23 protein-coding genes are annotated in these 26,080 nt (G+C 66.7%); 18 read left to right on the top strand and 5 right to left on the bottom strand.

Annotation, left to right across the window (positions count from 1 at the left end; all coding sequences use genetic code 11):
• The first annotated feature begins 118 nt into the window (after positions 1-118).
• Both efp and nusB read left to right on the top strand, forming a co-directional pair.
• The gene (gene efp / locus AC4EEV_RS01575; RefSeq protein WP_018761428.1) at positions 119-682 is read left to right on the top strand and encodes an elongation factor P; all 564 of its coding nucleotides are present in this window, start codon (positions 119-121) and stop codon (positions 680-682) included.
• Complete coding sequence (nusB, locus tag AC4EEV_RS01570) at positions 682-1,092, top strand: transcription antitermination factor NusB (protein ID WP_018761427.1); 411 nt, start codon at positions 682-684, stop codon at positions 1,090-1,092. Before efp ends, nusB begins: the two co-directional genes overlap by 1 nt.
• A 75-nt stretch (positions 1,093-1,167) precedes the next feature.
• Here nusB and AC4EEV_RS01565 read toward each other — a convergent pair whose 3' ends face one another.
• A complete protein-coding gene (locus tag AC4EEV_RS01565; RefSeq protein ID WP_491329993.1) occupies positions 1,168-2,442 on the bottom strand; it encodes a PrsW family intramembrane metalloprotease in 1,275 nt (424 codons plus the stop codon).
• A gap of 177 nt (positions 2,443-2,619) precedes the next feature.
• Here AC4EEV_RS01565 and pyrR point away from each other — a divergent pair, with 177 nt between their 5' ends.
• The 13 genes from pyrR (at position 2,620) to AC4EEV_RS01500 (ending at position 17,589) form a co-directional block, all read left to right on the top strand.
• Positions 2,620-3,207: a bifunctional pyr operon transcriptional regulator/uracil phosphoribosyltransferase PyrR gene (pyrR, locus tag AC4EEV_RS01560; protein WP_018761425.1), complete on the top strand. Its 588-nt coding sequence runs from the start codon at positions 2,620-2,622 to the stop codon at positions 3,205-3,207.
• Positions 3,204-4,229 (top strand): aspartate carbamoyltransferase catalytic subunit, encoded by a 1,026-nt coding sequence (locus tag AC4EEV_RS01555; RefSeq protein ID WP_018761424.1) that lies wholly within the window; start codon positions 3,204-3,206, stop codon positions 4,227-4,229. The genes pyrR and AC4EEV_RS01555 overlap by 4 nt, the downstream gene beginning before the upstream one ends.
• Entirely contained in the window at positions 4,229-5,569 is a 1,341-nt protein-coding gene (locus AC4EEV_RS01550) for a dihydroorotase (protein WP_491329992.1), read from the top strand. Before AC4EEV_RS01555 ends, AC4EEV_RS01550 begins: the two co-directional genes overlap by 1 nt.
• Positions 5,569-6,087: a PH-like domain-containing protein gene (locus AC4EEV_RS01545; RefSeq protein WP_491329991.1), complete on the top strand. Its 519-nt coding sequence runs from the start codon at positions 5,569-5,571 to the stop codon at positions 6,085-6,087. Before AC4EEV_RS01550 ends, AC4EEV_RS01545 begins: the two co-directional genes overlap by 1 nt.
• Complete coding sequence (gene carA / locus AC4EEV_RS01540) at positions 6,068-7,321, top strand: glutamine-hydrolyzing carbamoyl-phosphate synthase small subunit (protein WP_109044550.1); 1,254 nt, start codon at positions 6,068-6,070, stop codon at positions 7,319-7,321. Before AC4EEV_RS01545 ends, carA begins: the two co-directional genes overlap by 20 nt.
• A complete protein-coding gene (carB, locus tag AC4EEV_RS01535) occupies positions 7,321-10,638 on the top strand; it encodes a carbamoyl-phosphate synthase large subunit (protein ID WP_285318025.1) in 3,318 nt (1,105 codons plus the stop codon). The genes carA and carB overlap by 1 nt, the downstream gene beginning before the upstream one ends.
• Complete coding sequence (pyrF, locus tag AC4EEV_RS01530; RefSeq protein ID WP_018761419.1) at positions 10,631-11,491, top strand: orotidine-5'-phosphate decarboxylase; 861 nt, start codon at positions 10,631-10,633, stop codon at positions 11,489-11,491. Before carB ends, pyrF begins: the two co-directional genes overlap by 8 nt.
• 111 nt (positions 11,492-11,602) lie before the next feature.
• Positions 11,603-11,920 (top strand): integration host factor, actinobacterial type, encoded by a 318-nt coding sequence (gene mihF / locus AC4EEV_RS01525; RefSeq protein WP_026264488.1) that lies wholly within the window; start codon positions 11,603-11,605, stop codon positions 11,918-11,920.
• Between the two features lie 46 nt (positions 11,921-11,966).
• The gene (gmk, locus tag AC4EEV_RS01520; RefSeq protein ID WP_018761417.1) at positions 11,967-12,560 is read left to right on the top strand and encodes a guanylate kinase; all 594 of its coding nucleotides are present in this window, start codon (positions 11,967-11,969) and stop codon (positions 12,558-12,560) included.
• A gap of 16 nt (positions 12,561-12,576) precedes the next feature.
• Positions 12,577-12,837 (top strand): DNA-directed RNA polymerase subunit omega, encoded by a 261-nt coding sequence (gene rpoZ, locus AC4EEV_RS01515; RefSeq protein ID WP_026264487.1) that lies wholly within the window; start codon positions 12,577-12,579, stop codon positions 12,835-12,837.
• Positions 12,838-12,875: 38 nt separating this feature from the next.
• Positions 12,876-14,114: a bifunctional phosphopantothenoylcysteine decarboxylase/phosphopantothenate--cysteine ligase CoaBC gene (gene coaBC / locus AC4EEV_RS01510; protein WP_491329990.1), complete on the top strand. Its 1,239-nt coding sequence runs from the start codon at positions 12,876-12,878 to the stop codon at positions 14,112-14,114.
• 76 nt (positions 14,115-14,190) lie between these two features.
• Positions 14,191-15,426 (top strand): methionine adenosyltransferase, encoded by a 1,236-nt coding sequence (gene metK / locus AC4EEV_RS01505; protein WP_018761414.1) that lies wholly within the window; start codon positions 14,191-14,193, stop codon positions 15,424-15,426.
• Between the two features lie 90 nt (positions 15,427-15,516).
• Positions 15,517-17,589: a primosomal protein N' gene (locus AC4EEV_RS01500; RefSeq protein WP_491329989.1), complete on the top strand. Its 2,073-nt coding sequence runs from the start codon at positions 15,517-15,519 to the stop codon at positions 17,587-17,589.
• A gap of 56 nt (positions 17,590-17,645) precedes the next feature.
• Here AC4EEV_RS01500 and AC4EEV_RS01495 read toward each other — a convergent pair whose 3' ends face one another.
• The 4 genes from AC4EEV_RS01495 to AC4EEV_RS01480 are packed head-to-tail and all read right to left on the bottom strand — an operon-like array spanning position 17,646 to position 21,511.
• Positions 17,646-18,722 carry a glycosyltransferase family 4 protein gene (locus AC4EEV_RS01495; RefSeq protein WP_491329988.1) on the bottom strand — a complete coding sequence of 359 codons (1,077 nt, stop codon included), beginning with the start codon at positions 18,720-18,722 and terminating at the stop codon, positions 17,646-17,648.
• Positions 18,719-19,648 carry an alpha/beta fold hydrolase gene (locus AC4EEV_RS01490; protein ID WP_491329987.1) on the bottom strand — a complete coding sequence of 310 codons (930 nt, stop codon included), beginning with the start codon at positions 19,646-19,648 and terminating at the stop codon, positions 18,719-18,721. The genes AC4EEV_RS01495 and AC4EEV_RS01490 overlap by 4 nt, the downstream gene beginning before the upstream one ends.
• A gap of 8 nt (positions 19,649-19,656) precedes the next feature.
• Positions 19,657-20,526, bottom strand: coding sequence for an aldo/keto reductase (locus AC4EEV_RS01485; protein WP_109044556.1), 870 nt, complete (start codon positions 20,524-20,526; stop codon positions 19,657-19,659).
• Between the two features lie 19 nt (positions 20,527-20,545).
• On the bottom strand, positions 20,546-21,511 hold the full coding sequence (locus AC4EEV_RS01480; RefSeq protein WP_026264485.1) for a sugar-binding transcriptional regulator: 966 nt from the start codon (positions 21,509-21,511) through the stop codon (positions 20,546-20,548).
• Positions 21,512-21,637: 126 nt separating this feature from the next.
• Between AC4EEV_RS01480 and AC4EEV_RS01475 the strand changes: the two genes are divergently transcribed.
• From AC4EEV_RS01475 to glpK, 3 genes are all read left to right on the top strand, one after another.
• On the top strand, positions 21,638-23,464 hold the full coding sequence (locus AC4EEV_RS01475) for a glycerol-3-phosphate dehydrogenase/oxidase (protein ID WP_491329986.1): 1,827 nt from the start codon (positions 21,638-21,640) through the stop codon (positions 23,462-23,464).
• Positions 23,465-23,553: 89 nt separating this feature from the next.
• A complete protein-coding gene (locus AC4EEV_RS01470; protein ID WP_026264481.1) occupies positions 23,554-24,303 on the top strand; it encodes an MIP/aquaporin family protein in 750 nt (249 codons plus the stop codon).
• Positions 24,304-24,343: 40 nt separating this feature from the next.
• Complete coding sequence (gene glpK / locus AC4EEV_RS01465; protein WP_109044557.1) at positions 24,344-25,858, top strand: glycerol kinase GlpK; 1,515 nt, start codon at positions 24,344-24,346, stop codon at positions 25,856-25,858.
• Positions 25,859-26,080 lie beyond the last annotated feature (222 nt).

Genomic DNA, 26,080 nt, shown 5'->3' with positions numbered 1-26,080 from the left:
TGGAATTTTTGCATCCACGCGATTTTTGACAAACACGTGCAGGCGGGCCGCTTTGGTTTGCCCGCCCGGCATACAGCACCTGGCCCACACGGCCGGATAAAGGAACCAGAGGAAACCAGTGGCAACCACTAACGACATTAAGAACGGAACGGTCCTGAAGCTTGAGGGCCAGTTGTGGAACATCATCGAGTTCCAGCACGTCAAGCCCGGCAAGGGCGGCGCCTTTGTCCGCACCAAGATGCGCAACGTGATGTCCGGCAAGGTTGTCGACAAGACCTTCAACGCCGGCCTCAAGATTGAGACGGCCACCGTCGACCGCCGCGACTACCAGTACCTGTACCAGGACGGCGCGGACTTCGTGTTCATGGACACCTCCGACTACGACCAGATCACCGTTTCCGGGGCCACGGTGGGGGACGCCACCAACTTCATGCTTGAGAACCAGATGGTGAACATCGCCATCCACGACGGCAACCCGCTCTACATCGAACTGCCGCCGAGCGTCGTCCTCGAAATCACCTACACCGAGCCGGGCCTGCAGGGCGACCGCTCGTCCGCCGGCACTAAGCCTGCCACCCTGGAAACGGGTTACGAGATCCAGGTGCCGCTGTTCATCGAGAACAACACCAAGGTCAAGGTGGACACCCGCGACGGCAGCTACCTGGGCCGGGTCACCGAGTAGTGAGCGCCCGCGGTAAAGCCCGCAACAGGGCACTGGATGTTCTTTTCGAGGCGGAGCAACGCTCTGTTTCGGCATTTGACGTGCTCCGCGCACGCCGGGAAAAGACCGACCAGGTGGTCAACCCCTACACCTTGGAAATCGTTGAGGGCGTAGTGTCCCAGCAGGCAGCCATTGATGAGTTCCTGGAGACCTACTCGCAGGGCTGGAGCCTGGAACGGATGCCGTCAGTGGACCGCATCATCCTCCGCATCGGTACCTGGGAGCTCCTGTACAACGACGACGTCCCCGACGGAGTGGCGGTCAGCGAAGCCGTTGCACTGGCCAAGACGCTGTCCACGGATGAGTCTCCGCAGTTCATCAACGGCCTGCTCGGGCGCTTGCAACAGCTGAAGCCTTCGCTGCTCGCCTAGCGAAGAGCCCAGGTTTGCGGCGTCAGCCGAACGCCAAGGGGCCCGCCGGACATCCGGCGGGCCCCTTCTGCGTTCTCAACGGGCGATGGCCGCCCGGAGCTCCAGGATCCGTTGGAGCTGGTGCCGCTCCTCGGCCTGGTGAAGAGGCAAATCCCGCCCGCTCAGGATCCGCTGGCGGATATTCGCGAGCTGTGTGGCCGCCTTCAGGAACTGCTTCATCTGCGGTTTCCGGCCCGCGGTGGCGGCCCAGGACAACGCCGTGCGCCTTCCGGCGGGGGTCGCCAGGAGCTGCACCTCGTCCGGCGTGAACCAGCCCGCGGCCGAATACTCCAGCAGCCGCTGCCGGGTCAGGCGCTTCTCGGCAACCCGAAGGAAGATGATGCCTGCCACCGCCAGCAGGAAGATCGGAACCTGGACCATGATGTAGTCCAGCAGGAAGCCCCTGCCCATGCTGTTCCACCTGTTGTGCAGGAACATGGCCGGCAGCAGCCCTGCCAGGAAGGCTCCCACGGACGCTCCGGTATGCCACTTCCGCGCGGCGAACCCCATCACCAGTCCCGTGGTTCCGGTGAAGATCGCGTGCGCGAAGGGCGACATCACGCCGCGGAGGAAGAAGATCTGGGCGAGGTCGCTGGCCGGGGAAGCCGATTCGGCCACGGCCCTGCCGAAGTAGAGGATGTTCTCGGTGAAGGCGAACCCGCCGGCGATGGTGAAGGCAAAAACGACGCCGTCAACGGGCCCGTCGAATTGCCGTCGCGCTGCCAGCAGGATGATCAGCAGGCCCAGGGACTTGGCAAATTCCTCGACCACCGGCGCCTGCACGGTGGCCATATACGTCTGCAGGTCCGCCTGGTCCGTGAACTGGAACGCGATCACAAAGAACGGCTGGATGAGCAGGGTCACCGCAACGGATACCGCAGCACCCCACACGAAGGCGAACAACAGCAGCCGCTTCGGCTCCGGTTCCCACCTGTCGATAATGTGGACCGCCGCCAGGACCACGGACAAAGGAACCAGGGACGCGAGGAACCCGATCAGGAATCCGGCGGCGCCGGTATTGGACAGCAGGAACGGGACCACCAGGAACAGGCTCAGGAACGCGAGCACACCGCCTGCGATGGACAGTCCCGCCAGTCCGGTCCGTGCCCGGGATACCCGCAGCGCAGTCTCCGGGAGGTGCGGACCGACCGTGGCCAGGGGCTGGCCGCCGTGCCCCGGTGCCGGGCGGTAGTGTCCTGGATGGACCTGGCCCATCCAGCTGGGGTTGGCCTGCCGGGGGACCGGCCCGGGTGCTTCGCGGTAGGGGTCCTCGGGGAGCCCTGGTGTTGGTTGCTGCGGATACGTCGGCATAACGGAAAGCCTAGGCGGGGGGCGCCGGGGCGCCAAGGAACCACGAATCCGCGCCAGCCGATGTGACCAGCAACGCGTCTCCCGGGCGCAGGCACGGCGAGGCGATGTGGTAATTTTGAACAGCAAATGTTCCTTTTTTAATTCCGTCCTGTGAGGCGGGGAAAGGGGAGACGAGCGTTGACTTCTGTCACCAGCGCACCGGTTCCAGCCAGGGTTGTCCTCAGCCAGGCGGACATCGACCGGGCACTCACTCGTATCGCCCATGAGATCCTCGAAGCCAACAAGGGATCCCGGGACTTGGTCCTGCTGGGCATTCCCCGCCGCGGATACCCGCTGGCCGTCCGGCTGGCCGAAAAAATCGCGGCTGCCGACGCCACCGTGGACGCCGCCGCCATCGTGGGCCAGCTTGACGTCACCATGTTCCGCGACGATCTTTCCCACCAGGGGACCCGGCCGCCGTACCCCACCAAACTGCCCCGGACGGGGATCGACAACAAGGTAGTGGTGCTGATCGACGACGTCCTGTACTCGGGACGCACCATCCGCGCCGCCCTGGACGCCCTCGTTGACCTCGGCCGCCCGCGCATCGTCCGGCTGGCCGTCCTGATCGACCGTGGCCACCGCGAACTTCCCATCCGTGCTGACCATGTGGGCAAAAACCTGCCCACCTCCTCCGCCGAAAAGGTACGGGTCCGGCTTGAGGAGACCGACACACCCCAAGGCGGATCACCGGTCAACGAAGTCGTGATCGAGGGCGGCGCATGAAACACCTCCTGTCCACCCAGGACCTCAGCCTTGAAAATGCCATCCGCATCCTGGACACCGCCGAGGAAATGTCTGCCGTGGGCGAGCGGGAGGTCAAGAAACTCCCGGCCCTGCGCGGACGCACGGTGGTCAACCTTTTCTTCGAGGACTCCACCCGGACCCGGATCTCCTTTGAAGCCGCAGCCAAGCGGCTCTCTGCCGATGTGATCAACTTCGCCGCGAAGGGGTCCTCGGTATCCAAGGGAGAATCCCTCAAGGACACCGCCCAGACGCTGTCCGCCATGGGGGCCGACGCCGTCGTCATCCGCCACTGGGCTTCCGGCGCGCCGCATCGGCTCGCCGCAACGGACTGGATCGACGCCGGCGTCATCAACGCCGGTGACGGCACCCACGAACACCCCACCCAGGCCCTCCTGGACGCCTTCACCATGCGCCGGCACTGGGCGCGGCTGGCCGGTACGGCGTCGGAGGGAACAGACCTCAAAGGCCTGCGCGTCGCGATCGTCGGCGATGTCCTGCACTCACGCGTGGCACGGTCCAACGTCTGGTTGCTCCGGACCCTGGGCGCGGAGGTCACCTTGGTGGCGCCACCCACCCTGCTGCCGGTCGGCGTCGAACAATGGCCCTGCAGTGTCAGCTATGACCTCGACCAAACCCTGGCAAATGGCGTGGACGCCGTCATGATGCTCCGCGTCCAGGGCGAACGCATGAACGCCTCGTTCTTCCCGAGCACCAGGGAATACTCCCGCCGCTGGGGCTTCGACGACAACCGGCTCCGCGCCCTGGACGACCTCGGCATGACAGACACCATCATCATGCACCCAGGTCCCATGAACCGGGGCCTGGAAATCAGCGCCGCCGCAGCCGACTCACCCCGGTCCACCGTCCTGGCACAGGTCCGCAACGGCGTGTCCGTTCGGATGGCCGCACTGTATCTGCTGCTCTCCGGGGATTCCCGCGAACCAGCCGCAACCCGGGCCCCGGCCTACACCACCGCCGCGCCCATCAAGGAGAGCATCTGATGACGACCACCACTGGAACCTACCTCATCAAGGGCGCCTCCATCCTGGGCGGCGAAGCCTCGGACGTGCTGATCCGTGACGGCATCATCGCCGAGATCGGCCACGGCCTGGATGCCGGCGGAGCCACGGTGATCGACGCCGCCGGCTGCGTGGCGTTGCCCGGCATGGTGGATGTCCACACCCACCTGCGCGAACCCGGCCGCGAGGACGCCGAAACAGTCGAAACCGGAACCCGCGCAGCGGCCCTGGGTGGCTACACGGCTGTCCATGCCATGGCCAACAGCACCCCCGTCGCCGACACCGCCGGCGTCGTCGAGCAGGTCTACACCCTGGGCCGGGCCGCAGGCTGGGTGGACGTGCGCCCGGTCGGGGCCGTCACGGTCGGACTGGCGGGGGAGCAGTTGGCGGAACTTGGCGCCATGGCCGACTCCCGCGCCCGGGTCCGGATGTTCTCCGACGACGGCATCTGCGTCCACGATCCCGTCCTGATGCGCCGGGCGCTGGAATACGTCAAGGCGTTCGACGGCGTCGTGGCCCAGCACGCGCAGGAACCCCGCCTCACCGCCGGGGCACAGATGAACGAGGGCGACGTCTCCGCGGTTCTCGGCCTGACCGGCTGGCCTGCCGTCGCCGAGGAAAGCATCATCGCCCGCGACGTCCTGCTGGCCCAGCATGTTGGCTCGCGGCTGCACGTCTGCCACGTATCCACGGCAGGCTCCGTGGAAATCATCCGGTGGGCCAAGGAACGGGGCATCGACGTCACCGCCGAGGTGACCCCGCACCACCTGCTGCTGACCGATGACCTCGTGCGCAGCTACGACCCCGTCTTCAAGGTCAACCCGCCGCTGCGCACCGATGCCGACGTCCAGGCATTGCGTGCCGGGCTCGCAGACGGCACGATCGACGTTGTGGGTACCGACCATGCACCGCACCCCAGCGAGCACAAGGAATGTGAATGGGCGCAGGCCGCCATGGGCATGACTGGACTTGAAACGGCCCTCTCAGTCGTGCAGCACGCCATGATCGAAACCGGACTGATGACTTGGGCGGACTTCGCCCGCGTCACCTCCACGGCCGCGGCGAAGATCGGGCGGCTGTCCGACCAGGGACGGCCCGTCGAAGCCGGCGAACCCGCCAACCTCATTTTGGTGGACCCGGCAGCCCGCTGGACCGTCGATCCGTCCACGATGGCCACCATGGGCCGCAACTCGCCGTTCAAGGGCCGGGAATTGCCGGGCAAGGTGGTTGCCACCTTCTACAAGGGACACCCCACGGTGCTCGAGGGTGCACTGAACACGCCCCACCCCGACGCCGCAGCCACCACGGCGGGCGTTGCCTGATGGACAAAATCCTCCCCGGACTTGCCATGCTGGCGGTCGTCGCCGTCGTCTTTGTCCTCCTGGGCATCGGGTGGCGCAACCGGCTCAGGCGCCAGGCCGACGTCGAACAGCTGCCCGAGGTGCCTGCGGCACCCGGTGAACCCGCCGCCGTCGCCGAAGGGCAGTACGTTGCCACCACCACCGCCGGTGACTGGCTCGACCGGATCGCCGTCCACGGCCTCGGGATCCGCACCAATGCAACCCTCGCGGTCTACCCGCACGGCGTCCTCTACGAACGGGCCGGAGCGCCGGCGCTCTACATCCCTGCCGCTTCCCTGACCGGTGTCCGGCAGGACAGCGGCATGGCCGGGAAGTTCGTCGAGAAAGACGGCCTGCTCGTGCTGGCCTGGATGCTCGGCGCGCATGAGCTTGACACCGGCTTCCGGACCCGACGCGCCGCCGACAAAGACGTGCTTTACCAGGCCCTTCAGGAATTGATTTCGTCAGCCCCAGCGGCTGGTGCCACCAGTGGAAAGTAAGACAGTGAAAGCGAATACATTGACAGCAACCACCTCCGCTCCTGTGTCAGCCCCCGCTGCGCTGGTTCTCGAAGACGGCCGCATTTTCCGAGGCACCAGCTACGGCGCCACCGGCACCGCCCTGGGCGAGGCCGTCTTCGCCACCGGCATGACCGGCTACCAGGAAACCATTACCGACCCGTCCTATGCCCGCCAGCTCGTGGTACAGACGGCACCCCACATCGGCAACACCGGTGTGAACAGCGAGGACGCCGAGTCCCGGCGGATCTGGGTGGCCGGCTACATTGTCCGGGACGCTGCCCGCCGGCCTTCCAACTGGCGCTCCGAGCGCTCCCTTGACGAGGAGCTGGTGGCCCAGGGCATCGTCGGCATCCAGGGCGTGGACACCCGAGCCATCACCCGCCACCTGCGCGAGCACAAGACCATGCGCGCCGGCATCTTCTCCGGCGGGGCGGCAGAGGCCACGGACAAGGAACTGCTCGACGCCGTCCTGGCCAGTGCGCCCATGGAAGGTTCCCGCCTGGCCGAGGAGGTCAGCGTCGACGAAGCCTACGTCGTAGAACCGAAGGACCACGGCTGGGAAGGTGAACCCCGCTTCACCATCGCGGCGATCGACCTCGGCATCAAAGCCATGACCCCGGTACGGTTCGCCGAGCGGGGCGTCCGCGTCCACGTGCTGCCGGCCACCGCCACCCTTGAGGATGTCAAGGCCGTCAACCCGGACGGTTTCTTCATGTCCAACGGCCCTGGCGACCCAGCGACCGCAGACGCCCAGGTCAAGCTGCTCCGCTCAGTCCTGGACGAAAAGCTGCCGTACTTCGGCATCTGCTTCGGCAACCAGATCCTGGGCCGGGCATTGGGCTTTGGCACGTACAAGCTCCGCTACGGACACCGCGGCATCAACCAGCCCGTGATGGACCGCCGCACCGGGAAGGTCGAAATCACCTCCCAGAACCATGGCTTCGCCGTGGACGCCCCGCTCGACGGCGCCACCCAGGCGCCGGAATCACGGTACGGCCGGGTGGAAGTCAGCCACATCAGCCTGAACGACGATGTTGTGGAAGGCCTCGCCTGCCTGGATATCCCGGCGTTCTCCGTGCAGTACCACCCCGAAGCTGCCGCCGGCCCGCACGACGCCGCGTACCTGTTCGACCGCTTCATCGACCTGATGGCGGACACCAAGGACGCTGAAACCAAGACTGCCAACGACAACAAGACCGAGGACAAGAAGTAATGCCAAAACGTACAGACCTCAAAAGCGTCCTCGTCATTGGTTCCGGCCCGATCGTCATCGGCCAGGCCGCCGAATTCGACTACTCCGGCACGCAGGCCCTGCGCGTCCTCAAGGAGGAGGGCCTTCGCGTCATCCTCGTGAACTCCAACCCGGCCACCATCATGACCGACCCCGAGTTCGCCGACGCCACCTACGTTGAGCCCATCACCCCCGAGGTGGTGGAGAAGATCATCGCCAAGGAACGGCCGGACGCCGTCCTGCCCACCCTGGGCGGCCAGACCGCGCTGAACACCGCCATCGCCCTGGACAAGAACGGCGTGCTCGAGAAGTACAACGTGGAACTGATCGGCGCGAACATCGCCGCCATCGAGCTGGGCGAGGACCGGGAAAAGTTCAAGGGCGTCGTGGAGCGCTGCGGCGCGGAATCCGCCCGCAGCCACATCATCCACAGCATGGATGAAGCCCTCACGGCAGCCGACGACCTGGGCTACCCTATGGTGGTCCGCCCCTCCTTCACCATGGGCGGCCTGGGCTCCGGACTGGCTTACAACGAGGACGACCTGCGCCGCATTGTCGGCCAGGGCCTGCAGTACAGCCCCACCAGCGAGGTGCTGCTCGAGGAGAGCATCCTGGGCTGGAAGGAGTACGAGCTCGAAATGATGCGGGACAAGAACGACAACGTGGTTGTCGTCTGCTCCATCGAGAACTTCGACCCCGTGGGCGTGCACACCGGCGACTCCATCACCGTTGCTCCGGCGCTGACCCTCACTGACCGCGAATACCAGAAGCTGCGCGACGTCGCCATCGCCGTCATCCGCGAGGTGGGCGTCGATACCGGCGGCTGCAACATCCAGTTCGCCATCGACCCCGCCACCGGCCGTGTGGTGGTCATCGAAATGAACCCGCGCGTCTCCCGCTCCTCCGCACTGGCTTCCAAGGCCACCGGCTTCGCGATCGCCAAGATTGCCACCAAGCTCTCGCTGGGCTACACCCTGGACGAGATCCCCAACGACATCACCCAGAAGACCCCGGCGTCCTTCGAACCCACCCTCGACTACGTGGTGGTCAAGGTCCCGCGCTTCGCCTTCGAGAAGTTCCCTGCGGCGGACAACACCCTTACCACCACCATGAAGTCGGTGGGCGAGGCCATGGCGATGGGCCGCAACTTCACCGAAGCACTGCAGAAGGCACTGCGCTCCCTGGAACAGAAGGGCTCGCAGCTGGACTTCAGCAGCGTCCCTGAATGGGAAGTGGCCGAACTCATCGAAAAGGCCAAACGCCCCACCACCGAGCGCCTGCACCAGGTCCAGCGCGCCCTCCTGGGCGGCGCCACCGTGGAGCAGCTTTTCGAGGCCACCAAGATCGATCCCTGGTTCCTTGACCAGCTCCAGCTGCTCAACGAGATCTCCCGCGAAATCCGCCAGGCCGGTGCTCTGACAGCGGACATGCTCAAGCGCGCCAAGCGCCACGGTTTCTCGGACGAGCAGATCGGCTCCCTCACGCACAACCCTGAGGCAGTGGTCCGGGGCGTCCGCCAGGCCCTCGGCATTCGCCCCGTCTACAAGACCGTGGACACCTGCGCCGCCGAATTCGCCGCCTACACGCCGTACCACTACTCGGCCTATGACGAGGAGGACGAGGTCGCGCTGCACTCCAAGCCGTCCATCCTGATCCTCGGCTCAGGCCCCAACCGCATCGGCCAGGGCATCGAGTTCGACTACTCCTGCGTCCACGCGTCCATGGCGCTCCGCAAGGCCGGCTATGAGACCGTCATGGTCAACTGCAACCCGGAAACCGTCTCCACCGACTACGACGTCTCCACCCGGCTGTACTTCGAGCCCCTTACGCTGGAGGACGTCCTCGAGGTCATCGCGGCCGAGGAACGGACGGGCGGCGTCATGGGCGTGTTCGTCCAGCTCGGCGGCCAAACCCCGCTGAAGCTGGCGCAGCAGCTCGCCGACGCAGGCGTGCCCATCCTGGGTACCTCACCGGAGGCCATCGACCTCGCCGAGCACCGTGGCGCCTTCTCCCGCGTGCTGGACAAGGCCGGCTTGGTGGCGCCGAAGAACGGTACGGCCGTCTCCTTCGAGGACGCCAAGAAGATTGCCGATGAGATTGGCTACCCCGTCCTGGTCCGCCCGTCCTACGTGCTGGGCGGCCGCGGCATGGAAATCGTCTACGACGAGCCGAATCTCTCGCGCTACATCGCCAACGCCACCGAGATCACCCCGGACCACCCGGTCCTGATCGACCGGTTCCTGGAAGACGCCGTCGAGATCGACGTCGATGCCCTCTTCGACGGCACCGACATGTACCTGGGCGGCATCATGGAACACATCGAGGAAGCCGGCATCCACTCCGGTGACTCCGCCTGCGTCCTGCCGCCCATCACCCTGGGCAGCAACGTCATTGAACGGGTCCGCGTGGCCACCCGCGCCATCGCCGAGGGCGTGGGGGTGCGCGGACTGATCAACATCCAGTTCGCGCTGGCCTCGGACGTCCTGTACGTCCTGGAAGCCAATCCGCGCGCCTCCCGGACCGTACCGTTCGTGTCCAAGGCCACCGGCGTCCAGATGGCCAAGGCCGCCGCGCTGATCGGTACTGGCGTGACCATCAACCAGCTGCGCAGCGCCTACAAGATGCTGCCCGAAACCGGCGACGGATCCACCCTCCCGCTGGACGCGCCCGTCGCCGTCAAGGAAGCCGTGCTGCCGTTCAGCCGGTTCCGGACGCTCGAGGGCAAGGTGGTGGACTCCCTGCTCGGTCCCGAGATGCGCTCCACCGGTGAAGTCATGGGCATCGACAAGCACTTCGACACCGCGTTCGCCAAGAGCCAGGCGGGCGCGAACAACGCCCTGCCCACCGAAGGCAAGGTCTTCGTGTCCGTGGCCAACCGGGACAAGCGCTCGGTGATCATGGGCGTGAAGCGCCTTTCGGACCTTGGTTTCGAGATCGTCTCCACCGGCGGCACCGCCGATGTCCTGCGCCGCAACGGCATCCAGGCCACCCCGGTCCGCAAGGTTGCCGAGGGCAGCAGCGCTGAAGGGGAAGGCACCATTGCCGACCTCATCGTCGCGGGAGAAATCGACATGGTCTTCAACACCCCGTCCGGCGGCGAAGCCCGCAGCGACGGCTACGAGCTCCGGGCCGCGGCCACGTCCATCGGCATTCCGTGCATCACCACGGTGGCCGAGTTCAACGCCGCCGTCCAGGCCATCGAAGCCATGCGCACCTACGAGTGGTCCGTCACCAGCTTGCAGGAGCACGCGGCCGCCCTTGCCGAGTCGCAGCAGAAGGCGGCCCTGCAGCATGCCTGAGCAGGTACCGGGCGCCGGCCGGGAGTCCTTTGGCTCCCGGCTGGGCGCCGCCATGGCATCCCGCGGTCCGCTCTGCGTGGGCATCGACCCGCACCCGGCGCTGCTGGAAAGCTGGGGCCTGGACGACGACGCCGCCGGGCTGAGGCGGTTTTCGCTGACGGTCCTTGAGGCCGTGGCTCCGCTCGCTGCCGCGGTGAAGCCCCAGGTGGCCCTTTACGAACGGCATGGATCCGCTGGTATTGCCGTGCTGGAAGAGGTCCTGGCCGGGGCCCGCGAGCAGTCGGTGCTCAGCATCGCCGATGCCAAGCGCGGGGACATCGGATCCACCATGGCCGCCTACGCCGACGCGTGGCTCCGTGACGGCTCCCCGCTGGCGGCGGACTCGGTCACCCTCAGCCCCTACCTGGGGTTCGAGTCCTTGCGGCCGGCGCTGGACCTTGCCGCGGACACAGGCCGGGGCGTGTTCGTCCTCGCCCTGACGTCCAACCCGGAAGGCGCCTCCGTCCAGCACGTTGGCGGCAGCGATTCGGTGGCGCGCAGGATCACCACCGCCGCAGCCGCGGAGAACGCCCGCTACGCAGGAAACCTGGGGTCCGTGGGCCTGGTGGTGGGCGCCACCGTTGGCACAGCGCTGACGGACCTCGAGCTGGACCTCGCAGCAGTCCGCGGCCCCATCCTGGCGCCAGGCCTTGGCGCCCAGGGAGCTACCCCTGCCGACCTCCGGGCCACGTTCGGCGCCGCGTACCCGCTGGTCCTGGGAACCTCCAGCCGGGACATCCTCTCGGCGGGACCCCGGCCGGGCGGATTGCGGGAAGCTGCCCAGCGCACCTTGGACGGGCTGCGGGGACAATAGTCCGCCAATTCCCCGGATGCATTGCTTCAGGCTGCACCAAAGGGTATTTTCAGGACAGGTCCAAGGGCGGCCGCCCTTGGATGAAATCCGCCGACTCCGGGGGTGTCCGTGATGGTCCTGCGACCTTTATCTGCGACTGAACGGGCCGAGGCCCTGGGCAAGGCGGCGGCGGCAAGGGCCACCCGGGCAGCGGCCAAGGAAAGCCTTCGAAACGGGGACAGGTCCGCGGCGGACATCATTGGCTCAGCCCTTGAGGACGACGCCCTGGCCCGGATGAAGGTGTCCGAACTCCTCGAAGCCCTTCCCGGCATCGGAAAGGTGCGGGCCGCGGCCATCATGCAGCAGTTGGGCATTGCGGCCTCCCGCCGGGTCCGCGGGCTGGGCGTCCACCAGCGGCGGGCGCTGGTAGATTTTATAGACGAGCATTAGCGCAGGCCGGCCGCCTGCGCTTCCCCACCTCCAGCAAAAGGAATACGTGAGCAAGAAACCCGGACTGACAGTCCTCGCAGGTCCGACGGCTGTTGGCAAAGGCACCGTGTCCACCTACATCCGGGACAACTACCCCGAAGTCTGGCTTTCCGTCTCGGCCACCACCCGCGCCCCCCGGCCCGGGGAAGAGGATGGCGTCCACTACTTCTTCAAGTCCAAGGAAGAATTCGAGCAGCTCATCGCCGACGGTGAACTGCTGGAATGGGCCGTGGTCCACGGCCAGAACACCTACGGTACGTTGAAGAGCACCGTGAACCGGGCGATCGCCGAGGGCCGCTCAGTCCTGCTGGAGATCGACCTGCAGGGCGCCCGCCAGGTCAAGGCGGCAGTCCCGGACGCGCAGTTCGTCTTCCTGGCGCCGCCGACGTGGGACGAGATGGTCCGCCGGCTGGTGGGCCGGGGGACCGAAACCCCCGAGGAACAGCAGCGCCGGCTGGAAACCGCTAAACTGGAACTTGCTGCTGAACCGGAGTTCGACCACACCGTCATCAATGATGACGTCCGCCGGGCAGCGGACGAGCTTGTTTCACTCATGGGGCTGACCCCGCATCCACATCTGCCGGAACCGTCAGCCCGCTAGGAATTTGGAGAAATTCGTGTCTACGAACCTTGAAGGCATCATCAACCCGCCGATCGACGATCTGCTGAAGGTAGCGGATTCCAAGTACGGCCTGGTGATCTTCGGTGCCAAGCGTGCTCGTCAGATCAACGCCTACTACGCCCAGCTGCACGAGGGCCTGTTCGAGTATGTCGGCCCCCTGGTCGATACCAAGCTGAACGAGAAGTCGCTCTCGATCGCCCTGCGCGAGATCAACGAAGGCAAGCTGGTTTCCACGCCGATCGAAGCCGCAGAGTAGTCCTGCAACCGAACTGACTTGCTGTTGACGGAGGTCACGTGCGCATAGTCCTCGGAGTCGGGGGAGGGATTGCCGCCTACAAGGTGGCGTCGCTCCTCCGGCTTTTTACTGAAGCCGGCCATGACGTCACGGTGATCCCCACCGAGGCGTCCACCCGGTTCGTCGGTACGGCCACCTGGGAGGCGCTGTCCGGCAACCCGGTCAGCAACAGCGTTTTCGATGACGTGCACCTGGTCAACCACGTACGGCTGGGCCACGAGGCCGACCTCGTGGTCGTCGCACCCGCCACGGCCGACCTCCTTGCCAAGGCAGCCACCGGCCAGGCCGGCGACCTCCTGACCAACACGCTGCTTATGGCCCACGGCCCGGTGCTCTTTGCCCCGGCCATGCACACGGAGATGTGGCAACATGCCGCCACGCGCGCCAACGTGGAAACTCTCCGCGGGCGTGGTGCTGCAGTCCTTGAACCCGCCTCCGGCAGGCTGACAGGGGCAGACTCGGGACCGGGCAGGCTCCCGGAACCCCAGGCCATCTTCGACGCCGCCATGGCGCTGGTGCAGGGCCGGTCCGATTACCAGCTTCCGCTGGCGGGACGCACCGTCACCATCAGCGTCGGCGGAACCCGGGAACCCCTGGACCCGGTCAGGTTCCTCGGCAACCGGTCCTCCGGCAAGCAGGGCGTCGCGCTGGCCGTTGCCGCGCGGAATGCCGGGGCCACCGTGCGCTTGCTGGCAGCCCACATGGAGGTCCCGGCGCCGGCAGGGGTTGAGGTGCAACGTGTGGAGACGGCCCTGGAGCTCCGTGAGGCCGCACTGGCTGCAGCAGCCGATTCCGACGTGATCATCATGTCCGCTGCCGTGGCCGATTTCCGGCCCGGAGAAGTCTCGGACACCAAAATCAAGAAGCGGGACGACACCGCAGACCCCGTCATCACCCTGGTCCGCAACCCGGACATCCTGCAGGAACTCGTGGAGAAGCGCAACGCATCCCGTGCCGGAAGCGGCCAGCTCGTCGTCGGCTTCGCCGCCGAAACGGGAGACAGCCAGGGCGACGTCCTGGCTTACGCCCAAGCCAAACTGCAGCGCAAGGGCTGCGACCTGCTGGTGGTCAACCACGTGGGGATGGACAAGGTCTTTGGCCAGGACTCCAACGCGGTGGTCATCCTCTCCCGGGCCGGCTCCGAACCACAGGAGGCGTCCGGGACCAAAACCGAGGTTTCGGAAGCCATCATCAGGCGCATCAGCTTTGAACTGAACCACGTTTCGCCCCGCGCCTGAAGTGTTTCAGGCCACGTTTGCTTAGCACGGGGACATCTCCCGCCTGGCAAGCAACACCAACCAGTAAGGTAGTTGAGTGACTTTACCGCTGCACCTTCCCCAGGCCCACGGGGCCACGCCCGCCGCACTCCGGCTCTTCACGTCCGAGTCGGTCACCGAGGGCCATCCGGACAAGATCTGCGACCAGATCAGCGACGCCATCCTGGACGCGCTGCTGGCAGCCGACCCCGAGTCGCGCGTGGCCGTGGAAACCATGGCCACCACCGGTCTGGTGCACGTGGCAGGCGAAGTCACCACCGACGCCTACGTCGAGATCCCGCAGATCGTCCGTGAGACCATCCTGGGAATCGGCTACGATTCCTCGGCCAACGGCTTCGACGGCGCCCGGTGCGGCGTCTCCGTCTCCATCGGACAGCAGTCCAACGACATTGCCGGCGGTGTGTTCAACTCACTCGAGGCGCGCGAGGGCCGCCAGGAGGACGATTACGACCTCCAGGGCGCAGGGGACCAGGGCCTGATGTTCGGCTACGCCAGCGACGAGACCCCTTCCTACATGCCGACGCCGATCTGGCTCGCCCACCGGCTGTCCGAACGACTCACCGAGGTCCGCAAGACGGGCCAGCTGGCCTACCTCCGCCCGGACGGCAAGACCCAGGTGACCGTTGGCTACGACAAAGACGTCCCCGTCTCCGTGGAGACAGTAGTGATCTCCAGCCAGCACGCCGATGGCGCAAGCCTCGAGCAGCTCCGCGCGGACCTCGCCGCCATCGTGATCGAACCCGTTCTTGCCGGCGCCAACCTGGACCTCTCGCGCACCGCCAACATCCTCAACCCGGCCGGTGAGTTCGTTATCGGCGGACCGGTTGGGGACGCCGGACTCACCGGCCGCAAAATCATCGTGGACACCTACGGCGGCATGGCCCGCCACGGCGGTGGCGCCTTCTCCGGCAAGGACCCGTCCAAGGTGGACCGCTCTGCTGCCTACGCCATGCGCTGGGTTGCCAAGAACGTGGTGGCCGCAGGACTGGCCAAGCGCGCCGAGATCCAGATCGCGTACGCGATCGGCCAGGCCCGGCCCGTGGGAACGTACGTGGAGACGTTCGGCACCGAGACCGTGGACCCGGCCAGGATCAGCGCCGCCATCGCCGAGATCTTCGACCTCCGCCCGCGCGCCATCATTGACGCCCTTGACCTGAAGCGGCCCATCTACGCAAAGACTGCCGCGCACGGGCACTTTGGCCGCGACGATCCTGACTTCACCTGGGAACGCCTGGACCGGGTGGATGACCTGAAGGCATTCTTCAACGCCTGACAGTCCCCGTCAGGCGTCCGGAAAACCAATGTCAGTGCCCGGTGCTTGGCTGTCCTTGTCCAACCCGGTAGCTGAACGGAGGTAACCGCCATGGTTGCTGACAGTTCCGTCCAGCCATCGTTGCTGCAGGGATTTCCGGTTCGGACTCCGTCCGCCGGAGCCATGGCAGCACAGCTGCCGGTGGCGCGGGTTCTCGTGGAGTCCTCCCTCCCGCACCTGGACCGGCCTTTCGACTACGCCGTCCCGGCCTCCCTTGACCGGGAGGCCCGGCCCGGGGTGCGGGTCAAGGTCAAGTTCAACGGCCAGGACCTCAACGGCTTCCTCCTCGAACGGATGGCGGAGTCCGACGCCGGACATGCCCTGGTGCCCCTGGCCAAGGTCGTTTCACCGGTTCCGGTCCTCACGCCCGCCGTCCGGGACCTGGCCACCGCAGTCGCCGCCCGGTACGCCGGTACCGTCAGCGATGTCCTCCGCCTCGCCGTTCCACCCCGCGTCGCCAGGCTGGAGAAGGAATACCCGGGCGCCTACGCGGAAGCGGAAGTCGGAACCACTCCCGCCGCCGCCGGCCCCTCAGCCTGGGCGGACTACCGCACCGGTGCGGCCTTCCTGCGGCACCTGGCCGCCGGTGGAGCGCCGCGCGCGGTGGTCAACCCGCTCCAAGGCTACGGACCCGCCGGGTGGCCGCACCTCCTCGCCGAAGCCGCTGCCGCCGCCTACACCTCGGGCCGCGGCGCCCTGCTGGTGGTGCCGGACTACCGCGACCTTGACCGCCTCGAGGCAGCACTCAAGGACGTGCTGCCGGATGACGCCGTGGCACGGCTCACCGCAGACGACGGCCCCACGCCCCGGTACCGCAACTACCTTCGCCTGCTGGCCGGCACCGCCAAAGTGGCCATCGGCACCCGGTCTGCCGCCTTCGCACCGGTACCGGACCTCGGCCTGGTCGCCTGCTGGGACGACGGGGACGACCTCCACATCGAGCAACGCGCACCCTACCCGCACGCCCGGGAAGTCCTGCTCCTGCGGGCGGAACAGGAAGGCGCCGCCTGCCTCCTGGCCGGGCACTCGCGCAGCACGGAGGTCCAGCGGCTGGTGGAGTCCGGGTGGGCCATCCCCGTGAGCACCCCGCGTAACACCCTGCGGGCCACCGTTCCGCGGGTCGTCAGCACCGCCGACACCTTCGAGCAGGCCCGCGACCCGCTCGCAACGGTCGCCCGGCTTCCGCACGCGGCCTGGCAGGCCGCCAAGGAAGGCCTGGAGCGCGGACCTGTCCTGGTGCAGGTGGCCAGGTCCGGCTACGCGCCGTCACTGGTCTGCGAAACGTGCCGCGAGCCGGCACGCTGCGGAACCTGCCAGGGGCCGTTGGCGCTGGCAGGCACGTCGGCGCTTCCCCAGTGCCGCTGGTGTTCGACGCCGGCACCGGACTGGAGCTGCACCCACTGCGGCGGCCGGCGGCTCCGGAAAGGGGCCACCGGGGTCCTGCGTACTGCGGAGGAGCTGGGGAGGGCTTTTCCCGGCAAAACCGTCCTTACCTCCTCCGGTGACCAGGTAAAGGCCAGGGTGGGGGAGGCAAAGGCCCTGGTGGTGGCCACGGTGGGGGCGGAGCCGGTCGCGGCCGGCGGCTATGCAGCGGCCCTGCTCCTGGACGGCGACTCCCTGCTGCGGCGGGAAACCCTCCGCGCCGGCGAGGACACGGTCAGGCGGTGGCTGAACGCCGCGGCACTGGTGCGCCCTGCCCTGGACGGCGGACTGGTGGTGGTGACGGCCACGGACACCGCTGCCACAGGCGCCCTGCTCCGTTGGGATCCTGCCGGCTATGCCCAGCGGGAGCTGGCCCTGAGGATGGAACTCCAGTTGCCCCCGGCGGTCCGGATCGCATCTGTCACCGGGCCGCGACCCGCCGTCGAACACTTCACGGCCGCCGTGGAGGCCGGGCTCGGCAGCGCCGGAATAACGGTGCGCACCGCAGGCCCGGCGCCGCTGGTGCTGACCGCTCCGCCGTCCGGGAGGCGCTCGGCCGAGGACGTCCGGACCCTGCTGTTCTTCCCGTATGGCCAGGCGGCCGCCGTCGTCCGTGTCCTGCGGGCCACCCGGGCAGCCGCGGCCGCCAAGCGGACCGTGGAGCCGGTACAGTTGCGCCTGGACGGCGTGGACGTCCTGTAACGGGTTGGCAGCACGGTGCTTGTTGCCTCGCCTGCGTCACCGGACTGGAGACGCGCTCAGCGCCGCCTGTTCGCCACCACTTCGTGTGCCGCATCCACCAGTTGCCTCGCCGATTCGTCCCAGCTGAATTCGGCGGCCCGCGCCACGGAACGCCGGGACATGTCCTGCCAATGCCCGTCATCCTGCAACTGCGCCACCGCGTGCGCGAACTGTTCGGGGGAGCCCGGGTCCACGTACAGGGCTGCGTCCGCGCCCACCTCGCGGAAGATCGGGATGTCGCTGGCGATCACCGGCGTCCCCACGGCCATGGCTTCCACCAGGGGGAGCCCGTAGCCCTCGGCCCTGGACAGGCTTACCAGTGCGGTGGCCCGCCGCAGCAGCCCGTCATACTCCTCGTCGGTGACGCCGTTGTGGAACACCACGGCGGCGCCCGGCGGCACCAGGCCTTCGAGTTCCGCGCGCCGTTGTGGACTGATCCGGCTCAGCAGGTGCAGGGTGTAGCCGGGCAGCCCGGACATGCCGGCCACCATGGTTTCCACATTCTTGTAGGGCATGAACGAGCCCATGTAGATGAGCGTCTTGTCCGCGCCGTCACCCGGGGTGCGGTGGACCTGGGCCGGCTGGGGGGCGTTGGCGATGATGCGCACCGGCCGGCGGGTCAGGCGGTTCTTGGCGATGAGCGCCTCCGTGGTCCGGCTGATGGTGGCCACCGTGTCGGCCCGGTTCAGCAGCAGCCGCTGGGGCCAGAACGCCTTGTGGTAGAGGCGCCAGAGCAGCCTGACCGGGGCCGGCAGGAATCCCGGGGGAGCGGGGTGCGAGTAGTAGATGAGGTCGTGCAGCGTCAGGATCAGGCCGTACTTCCTGCCCCAGGTGCCCATGGTCTGCATGGGGCACACCACCACATCGGCGCCGAGGCCGTTGACCTTGCGGGCCACGAACAGCTCCAGCGGTGAGAGCGGACTGTTGATCAGCGTGTACGGAACATCCGGCAGGAGGGCGAGCTGGCGGACGTCGGAGACCAGCATGGAGACGTCTGCGATTTTCGCCGTGGCGGCGATCAGGCTGGCCCCGTAGCGGCTGATGCCGTCATGGTGGTCGGTGCGGGTAAAGCGGGCGTCGATAACTATCTTCACGCGGGATGGTCCTTCAGGAAGCTGCGGATGTGGCGGGCGGCGGGCTCCGGCGTTTCGTAATGGATCAGGTGTCCGACGCCGGGAATCACCTTCAGCTCCCCGTCCGGCAGCAGTGCCAGGAGGCGCTGCTGGCTGGGAAGCGTGGCTATTTCGTCCCTTTCGCCGGCCACCAGCAGCACGGGGAGGTCCAGCCGGCCGGCCACCTGGGCCACGTGGTTGCTGACCGACGCCGTGAAGGACTCCAGCAGGCTGTCGCGGTCGGCGAAGGAACTGAAGTACGCGTGGTGCTGGCCGTGGATGAATGCCCGCAGTTCCTTGTCGCGTGTCTTGGCCATGGTCTCGCTCATGACGCGCACAATCAGCCGGTTGCGCAACAGGGCCAGCCCCGGTTTGCGGGGGAGCCTTGCCGCCAGCCGGTAGTACAGGACTGCCAGCCGCGTCATCACGCCTTTGGGCCCCTCCAGCGCCGGGGCAGCAATGGGGTTGATGAGGATCAGGGGACGGACTGCGCCGGGGTGGCCGGCCACAAAGTGCGCTGCCACGATCGAACCGAAAGAGTGGCCCAGCAGGACGGTGTCCGGTCCCAGCCCGCGGGCCGCCATGAAGTCGCTGACGAACTGTCCGTAGCGTTCCACCGAATGCTCGTCCTGCCCGAAGGCGTCGGACCTGCCAAAGCCCGGCAGGTCGGGCATGATGATACGCATGTCCGGCAATTGGTCCGCGACGCGCAGGAGCCCGTGATGGTCGCCCCGGAAACCGTGGATCACCAGGATGGTGCGGGTTTCCGGTGTTTCCTTCAGCGGCTCGTAGGTCCAGAACGCCACGCTGCCGCCGTCGAGGTTTACGGTGCCGGCCGAAGTCCGCGCTGCCAGTGCGGCACTCACGTATGCCGGCGCAGGGGAGGTCCCCGGGTTCACGGTATCCATGCCCGCGCCTAGTTGACGTTGTCCGGATGCGAACCGGTGCGCTGCCCGCGGTCCAACGCAGTAATCGCGGCCAGGTCCCGTTCGGAAAGCTCGAACCCGAAGACGTCCAGGTTCTCCCGGATGCGGGCCTCCGAACTCGCCTTGGGGATGGCAATGTTGCCCAGCTGCATGTGCCAGCGCAGGATTACCTGCGCCGGGGTCCTGCCGTGCTCGGCGGCGCAGGCTTCGATGACCGGATCCGCAAGCACCTGGCCGCGGCCCAGCGGGCTCCATGCTTCGGTCCGGATACCCAGGTCAGCGTGCTTGCTGCGCAGTTCTTCCTGCTGCAGCCAGGGGTGCAGTTCGATCTGGTTCACGGCAGGAACCACTTCGGCGCTTTGCAGGAGCCGGTCAAGGTGGGCGGGCTGGAAGTTGCTGACGCCGATGGCGCGGACGCGGCCTTCGCGGTAGAGGGTCTCCAGTGCGCGGTACGTTTCCGGGAACAGCCCGCGCCGCGGGCATGGCCAATGGATCAGGTACATGTCCACGTAGTCCAGGCCCAGGTTGACCATGGAGTCGTCGAAGGCACGCAGCGTGGAGTCGTAGCCGTGATGGTCGTTCCAGACCTTGGTGGTGATGAAGACGTCCTCCCGGGTCAGGGAAGGGGACAGCTCCCCGGACCCGCCGCTTCCGGTTCCGTCGCCAAGCTGGGAACTGATGCCACGCGCGACGCCGGTCTCGTTTCCGTACATGGCCGCGGTGTCGAAGTGGCGGTAGCCTGCCGCGAGCGCCGTGGCCACCAGGCCTTCTGCGTCCGCCGCCGGCACCTTATACAGCCCAAAGCCAAGCTGGTCGATCAGCACGCCGTTGTTCAGGCTGAGCCGGGGTGAGGTTCTCATGGAAACGACTCTACCCACTTCAGCTTGTCAGGCCCTCGTAATCGACCAGCCGGCGGGCGGTGGCTTCGTCCAGGATCAGGTCCGTGGCCAGCCTCGCGGCCAAGGCCCCGCGGAGGCCGTTGATCTTGGAGACACCTGAGACCACGCAGATCCTCCGGCGCACCTGGCGCAACTGGGCAAGTGCCGGCCCGGTGGAGCGTTCGTTCAGGACGATCCCGTTGGAGGAACCGTCGGCCCGGAAGAACACGGTGGCTACGTCGCCCACCACGTCCGAGTTGGCCAGCGCGTTCAGGTCCTCCTCGTCGAGGTATCCGCCCGCGTAGACGTGGCTGGGGTAGTCGGCGTGCACCGAACCGACACCGAAGATGGCAATGCTCATCTTGGCCTGGAGTTCCAGGACGCGCTGCACGCTGCGTTCATTCCACATGGCCGTCTTGGTGGCGGCGTGGTCGAAGAAGGCCGGGACGGGAAACTGCTCCACCCGTGCGCCGTAGGCGCTGCCAAACCTTCGCATGATGTCGCTGGCGTAGGTAATGCCCGTGGTGTGCATGTTTCCTGCGCCGTTGAGCTGGACGATAACGCTGTCGTGGGTGATCTTCCGGGTGAGGTGCCGGCTGACCGCGCTGAGGGTGGATCCCCAGGCAACGCCGATGATGGCATTGGAGTCCACCAGGGGACCGATGGTGCGTGCGGCCTGCATGGCCACGCGGTCCAGGGTTTCGGCTTCGTTGAGCGTCCCCAGGACCGGTACAACGTGCACGTCAAGGTTGTACCTGCGCCGGATCATGCCTTCCAACTCCGGGCCGGTATCGAGCGGATTGCGGATCTGGATCTGCACCAGCCCCGATTCCCTGGCGGCGGACAGGAGGCGTGAAACGGTGGACCGGGAGGTACGCAGTTCGCGTGCGATCGCATCCATGGTGAGGTCCTGCAGATAGTACATTTGTGCAGCTCGGAGGGCATCTGCGTCCCTGGAGAGAGTCATCTCATTTCCCATCTGCACGTTTGTGCATAGTGCTTGACTCCATTTTCCATATCTCCAAACAATAGAGCAGAACGGCGGCGCGCCACGGTGGCAGCCGCATCACTCAAAGCCCCAAGGGAGTTTGTTTTGGGACCCAAGGAACCAACTGTCCAACTGTCTGCCGGCGCGCCCCGGGCCGGAGCCGAACGCTCATCGGTACACAGCCTCCGGCGCAGGCCGCACGCCAAAGTACTCGTGGTGGGCGGCGGCATTAACGGGGTAGGTACGTTCCGCGACCTGGCTTTGCAGGGCGTCGACGTCGCGCTCGTGGAACGCGGAGATTACTGCCAGGGGGCCAGCGGCGCATCCTCGCACATGATCCACGGCGGGATCCGCTACCTCGAAAACGGCGAGTTCCGCCTGGTGCGCGAATCTGTGGTGGAACGCAACCGGCTGCTGAAGATCGCGCCGCATTACGTCAAGCCGCTGCAGACCACCATTCCCATCTTCAGCACGTTCTCGGGCATCCTGTCCGCGCCTATGCGCTTCCTGACCCACAAGCAGCAGGGCAAGCCGAAGGAGCGCGGTGCGTTCCTTATCAAAGTCGGGCTGAGCCTCTACGATTCGTTCTCCCGCGACGGCGGCACCGTGCCTCGGCACCAGTTCCGCACGCACAAGTCCGCCCTCAAGGAGTTGCCTGCCCTCCGTCCGGACGTCAAATACACTGCCACCTACTTTGATGCCTCCGTGCACAACCCGGAGCGGCTCACCCTCGACGTCCTGCAGGACGGCGTGAAGGCCGGCCGCCCCGCGGGGACGGAGCAGGCCCACAACGCACAGGGCAACACGGCGCGTGCCAGCAACTACCTGTCCCTGCAGTCCATGTCTCCGGCACCCAACCCGGGGACCGGGCGGGGCAGCACCGTCCGGCTCCGTGACGAACTCACCGGCGAGGAGTTCGATTTCACGGCGGACGTCATCGTAAACACCACCGGCGCGTGGGTGGACCTCACCAATGGAGCCATGGGTGCCGCGTCATCCTTCATGGGCGGCACCAAGGGCTCGCACATCGTGCTTGACCACCCGGGCCTCCTTGCCGCGTGCCGGGGCCGCGAAATCTTCTTTGAGCACACTGACGGCCGGATCGTCCTGATCTACCCGATGGGTGACCGGGTCCTGGTGGGTACTACCGACGTCGACGCCGACATGTCCGAAGACGCCGTCTGCACCGACGACGAGATTGCGTATTTCTTCGACCTGATCGGGCACGTTTTTCCCTCGGTCGACGTGACACCTGAACACATCGTGTATACGTTCTCCGGGGTCCGTCCCCTGCCACGCCATGACGCCACCCAGCCCGGCTTCGTCTCCCGCGACTACCGCATCGAACGCCGCACCTCCGGACAGGACGCGGGCTCCGCCGTCGTCCTGAGCCTGGTAGGCGGCAAGTGGACAACGTTCCGCGCCCTCGCAGAGCACCTCGCCAACGACGTCCTCGCTGAACTCGGCATGCAGCGCAAGGTTTCAACCGCGCAGCTGCCCATCGGCGGCGGTGCCGGATTCCCCGCTGACGATAACGGCGTCCAGCAGTGGATCAAGGCGCACATGTCGGCCGGCCGGGACGCGGACCGCACGGCGGGCCTGCTGACCCGCTACGGAACGCGGGCCGAAGAAGTGATCGGGTACCTCGACGCCGCCCCTGACCAGGCGCTGCGTTCCACCCGTGAGCTCAGCGTCCGGGAACTGGAATACATGGCGGCACACGAACAGGTGGGCCATCTGGTGGATGTCCTGATCCGGCGCACCTCCCTGGCCTTCCGGGGACTCGTCACCGGCGAGCTGCTCAACGAGCTCGCCGAGGTGCTCTCCGGACCGCTCAATTGGGACGCTGCGACGCGGACCGCAGAGATCAAGCACGCCCAGGACGTGCTGCAGCGTTTCCACCGGGTGGAAACGCACAGCCTGGTCTCCTGAGGCCGGGCGGGGCCGGGGGAGCGAGTCATCCCGTCCCAACGGCCCTCCACCCGCGGAGGGCCGACAACTAAAAACAGAAGGAGTCAAAGATGTCTCTAGGAATAGTTTTCCTCTCCGAAGTCTTTGGTACCGGCATGCTGACCCTCTTGGGTTGCGGCGTCGTTGCCAACGTGGCTTTGCGGGGAACAAAAGGCAACAACGGCGGGTTCCTCATGGTCACATGGGGGTGGGGAATAGCCGTCTTCGCGGGTGTCTTCGTTGCCGCCAAGTCGGGCGCGCACCTGAATCCCGCCGTCACGCTCGGCCTGTTGCTTAACGGCAAAGCCGAGTACGCTCCGGGAGTCACCGTGGATTTCGCCTCCACCCTGACCTACTTTGGCGGCGAAATGCTGGGCGCGTTCCTCGGCGCCGTGGTCTGCTGGCTGGCATACAAGCAGCACTTCGACGACGAACCTGAGCCCGCCGGCAAGCTCGGCGTGTTTTCCACCGGGCCGGCCATCCGGTCCACGCCCTGGAACGTCATTACCGAGGTCATTGGCACCTTCGTGCTGGTGCTGGTGATCCTGACCCTCGGCGGAACCCCCTCCGGGCTCGGCCCGCTCGCCGTTGCCCTGCTCGTGGTAGGCATCGGTGTTTCCCTCGGCGGCCCGACGGGCTACGCCATCAACCCCGCGAGGGACCTTGGACCCCGCATCGCCCACGCATTGCTTCCCATTAAGGGCAAGGGCTCCAGCGACTGGGCCTACTCCTGGGTGCCCGTCGTCGGACCCTTGATCGGCGGCGCACTCGGTGGCCTCGTGGCCCGCGTTGTCCCCATCATCGTCACAGCAGCATCCTGAACCCACCCGACAGATCAACAAACCGGACAAGGACGTCATCATGAACCAGTACGTAATCGCTATCGATCAGGGCACCACCAGCACCCGCGCCATCATCTTCGACCACAGCGGCGCCATTGTCTCCTCCGGCCAGATGGAACACGAACAGATCTTCCCGCAAGCCGGCTGGGTGGAGCACGACGCCACGGAAATCTGGAACAACACCCGTGAGGTCATCGGCTCCGCGCTTTCCAAGGCGAACCTGACACGGCACGATATTGCCGCCGTCGGCATCACCAACCAGCGCGAAACCGCCGTGGTGTGGGACAAGACCACCGGCAAGCCGGTCTACAACGCCATCGTGTGGCAGGACACGCGCACCCAGGACATCGTCGATGAACTGTCCAAGGACGGCGGCGGAGACCGGTTCAAGCAAAAAGTGGGGCTCCCGCTGGCAACCTACTTCTCCGGGACCAAGATCAAATGGATCCTGGACAACGTCGACGGCGCCCGCGAAAAGGCAGAGGCCGGGGACCTGGTGTTCGGCAACACCGACGCCTGGGTCCTGTGGAACCTGACAGGCGGCGTGGACGGCGGCGTCCACGTCACCGATGTCACCAACGCGTCCCGCACGCTGTTCATGGACCTTGACACCCTCCAGTGGGATGACGAAATCCTTGGCATCTTCGGCGTGCCGCGCAGCATGATGCCGGAAATCAAGTCCTCCTCCGAGGTCTACGGCGAGGTCCACGGATCCCAGCTGCTCCGCGAGACGCCGGTAGCAGGGATCCTGGGCGACCAGCAGGCGGCAACCTTCGGGCAGGCAGCCTTCGACACCGGCGAAGCCAAGAACACCTACGGCACCGGCTGCTTCCTGATCTTCAACACCGGCGAGGAGATCGTCCACTCCAAGAACGGGCTTCTCACCACCGTTGGCTATAAGCTCGGCGACGCCAAGCCGCACTACGCCCTCGAAGGATCCATCGCCGTCACGGGTTCCCTCATCCAGTGGCTGCGGGACAACCTGGGCATGATCAGCAGCGCGCCGGAGGTGGAGACCCTGGCCGCGGCCGTAAAGGACAACGGCGGCGTGTACATCGTCCCCGCGTTTTCCGGTCTCTTCGCTCCCTACTGGCGCTCGGATGCACGTGGCGCGATCGTCGGCCTGACCCGCTTCGTCAACAAGAACCACATCGCCCGGGCTGCCCTGGAAGCCACCGCGTTCCAGACCCGCGAAGTGCTCGACGCCGTCAACGCGGACTCCGGCGTGCCGCTGAGCGAGCTGAAGGTCGACGGCGGCATGGTCGCCAACGATGCCCTCATGCAGTTCCAGGCCGACATCCTGGGCGTGCCGGTGATCCGGCCCAAGGTCGTGGAAACCACGGCGCTGGGCGCCGCCTACGCGGCCGGCCTCGCCGTCGGCTTCTGGAAGGACCTGGGCGAACTGTCCGCCAACTGGTCCGAGGACAAGCGGTGGGAGCCGCAAATGGACAAGGCGGAGCAGGAGCGCCAGCTGCGCCTCTGGAAGAAGGCCGTGACCAAGTCCATGGACTGGGTCGACGAGGACGTGAAGTAGGCCGACGAGCCGATGCCTTCACTGTTGAGGGGGCCCCGCCCGCTTCGCGGACGCCCGAAGCCGCTCCCGGGCCCCCTCAACAGTTCGGCATTTCCGGGCCGGCCGATTCAGCCGCTCGTGGCGACTTACATAACGCTGGCAAGCCGTGCGCTAAAGTGGTGGTATGCGTGCGATCCTCCTTCTTAGCTAGCCGCCCGGCATCCCGGCCAGACTCCCGGATTG

The sequence above is a fragment of the Pseudarthrobacter sp. MOO14 genome, assembly GCF_058267675.1.
This window is presented reverse-complemented; position numbering and strand designations above follow the sequence as displayed.

What these genes read in the sequence shown, in the direction of transcription:
- AC4EEV_RS01565 (WP_491329993.1), bottom strand. Translation starts at nt 2,442, where the DNA reads ATGCCGACGTATCCGCAGCAACCAACACCAGGGCTCCCCGAGGACCCC.
- AC4EEV_RS01555 (WP_018761424.1), top strand. Translation starts at nt 3,204, where the DNA reads ATGAAACACCTCCTGTCCACCCAGGACCTCAGCCTTGAAAATGCCATC.
- AC4EEV_RS01550 (WP_491329992.1), top strand. Translation starts at nt 4,229, where the DNA reads ATGACGACCACCACTGGAACCTACCTCATCAAGGGCGCCTCCATCCTG.
- AC4EEV_RS01545 (WP_491329991.1), top strand. Translation starts at nt 5,569, where the DNA reads ATGGACAAAATCCTCCCCGGACTTGCCATGCTGGCGGTCGTCGCCGTC.
- carB (WP_285318025.1), top strand. Translation starts at nt 7,321, where the DNA reads ATGCCAAAACGTACAGACCTCAAAAGCGTCCTCGTCATTGGTTCCGGC.
- pyrF (WP_018761419.1), top strand. Translation starts at nt 10,631, where the DNA reads ATGCCTGAGCAGGTACCGGGCGCCGGCCGGGAGTCCTTTGGCTCCCGG.
- mihF (WP_026264488.1), top strand. Translation starts at nt 11,603, where the DNA reads ATGGTCCTGCGACCTTTATCTGCGACTGAACGGGCCGAGGCCCTGGGC.
- AC4EEV_RS01500 (WP_491329989.1), top strand. Translation starts at nt 15,517, where the DNA reads ATGGTTGCTGACAGTTCCGTCCAGCCATCGTTGCTGCAGGGATTTCCG.
- AC4EEV_RS01490 (WP_491329987.1), bottom strand. Translation starts at nt 19,648, where the DNA reads ATGGATACCGTGAACCCGGGGACCTCCCCTGCGCCGGCATACGTGAGT.
- AC4EEV_RS01485 (WP_109044556.1), bottom strand. Translation starts at nt 20,526, where the DNA reads ATGAGAACCTCACCCCGGCTCAGCCTGAACAACGGCGTGCTGATCGAC.
- AC4EEV_RS01480 (WP_026264485.1), bottom strand. Translation starts at nt 21,511, where the DNA reads ATGACTCTCTCCAGGGACGCAGATGCCCTCCGAGCTGCACAAATGTAC.
- AC4EEV_RS01470 (WP_026264481.1), top strand. Translation starts at nt 23,554, where the DNA reads ATGTCTCTAGGAATAGTTTTCCTCTCCGAAGTCTTTGGTACCGGCATG.
- glpK (WP_109044557.1), top strand. Translation starts at nt 24,344, where the DNA reads ATGAACCAGTACGTAATCGCTATCGATCAGGGCACCACCAGCACCCGC.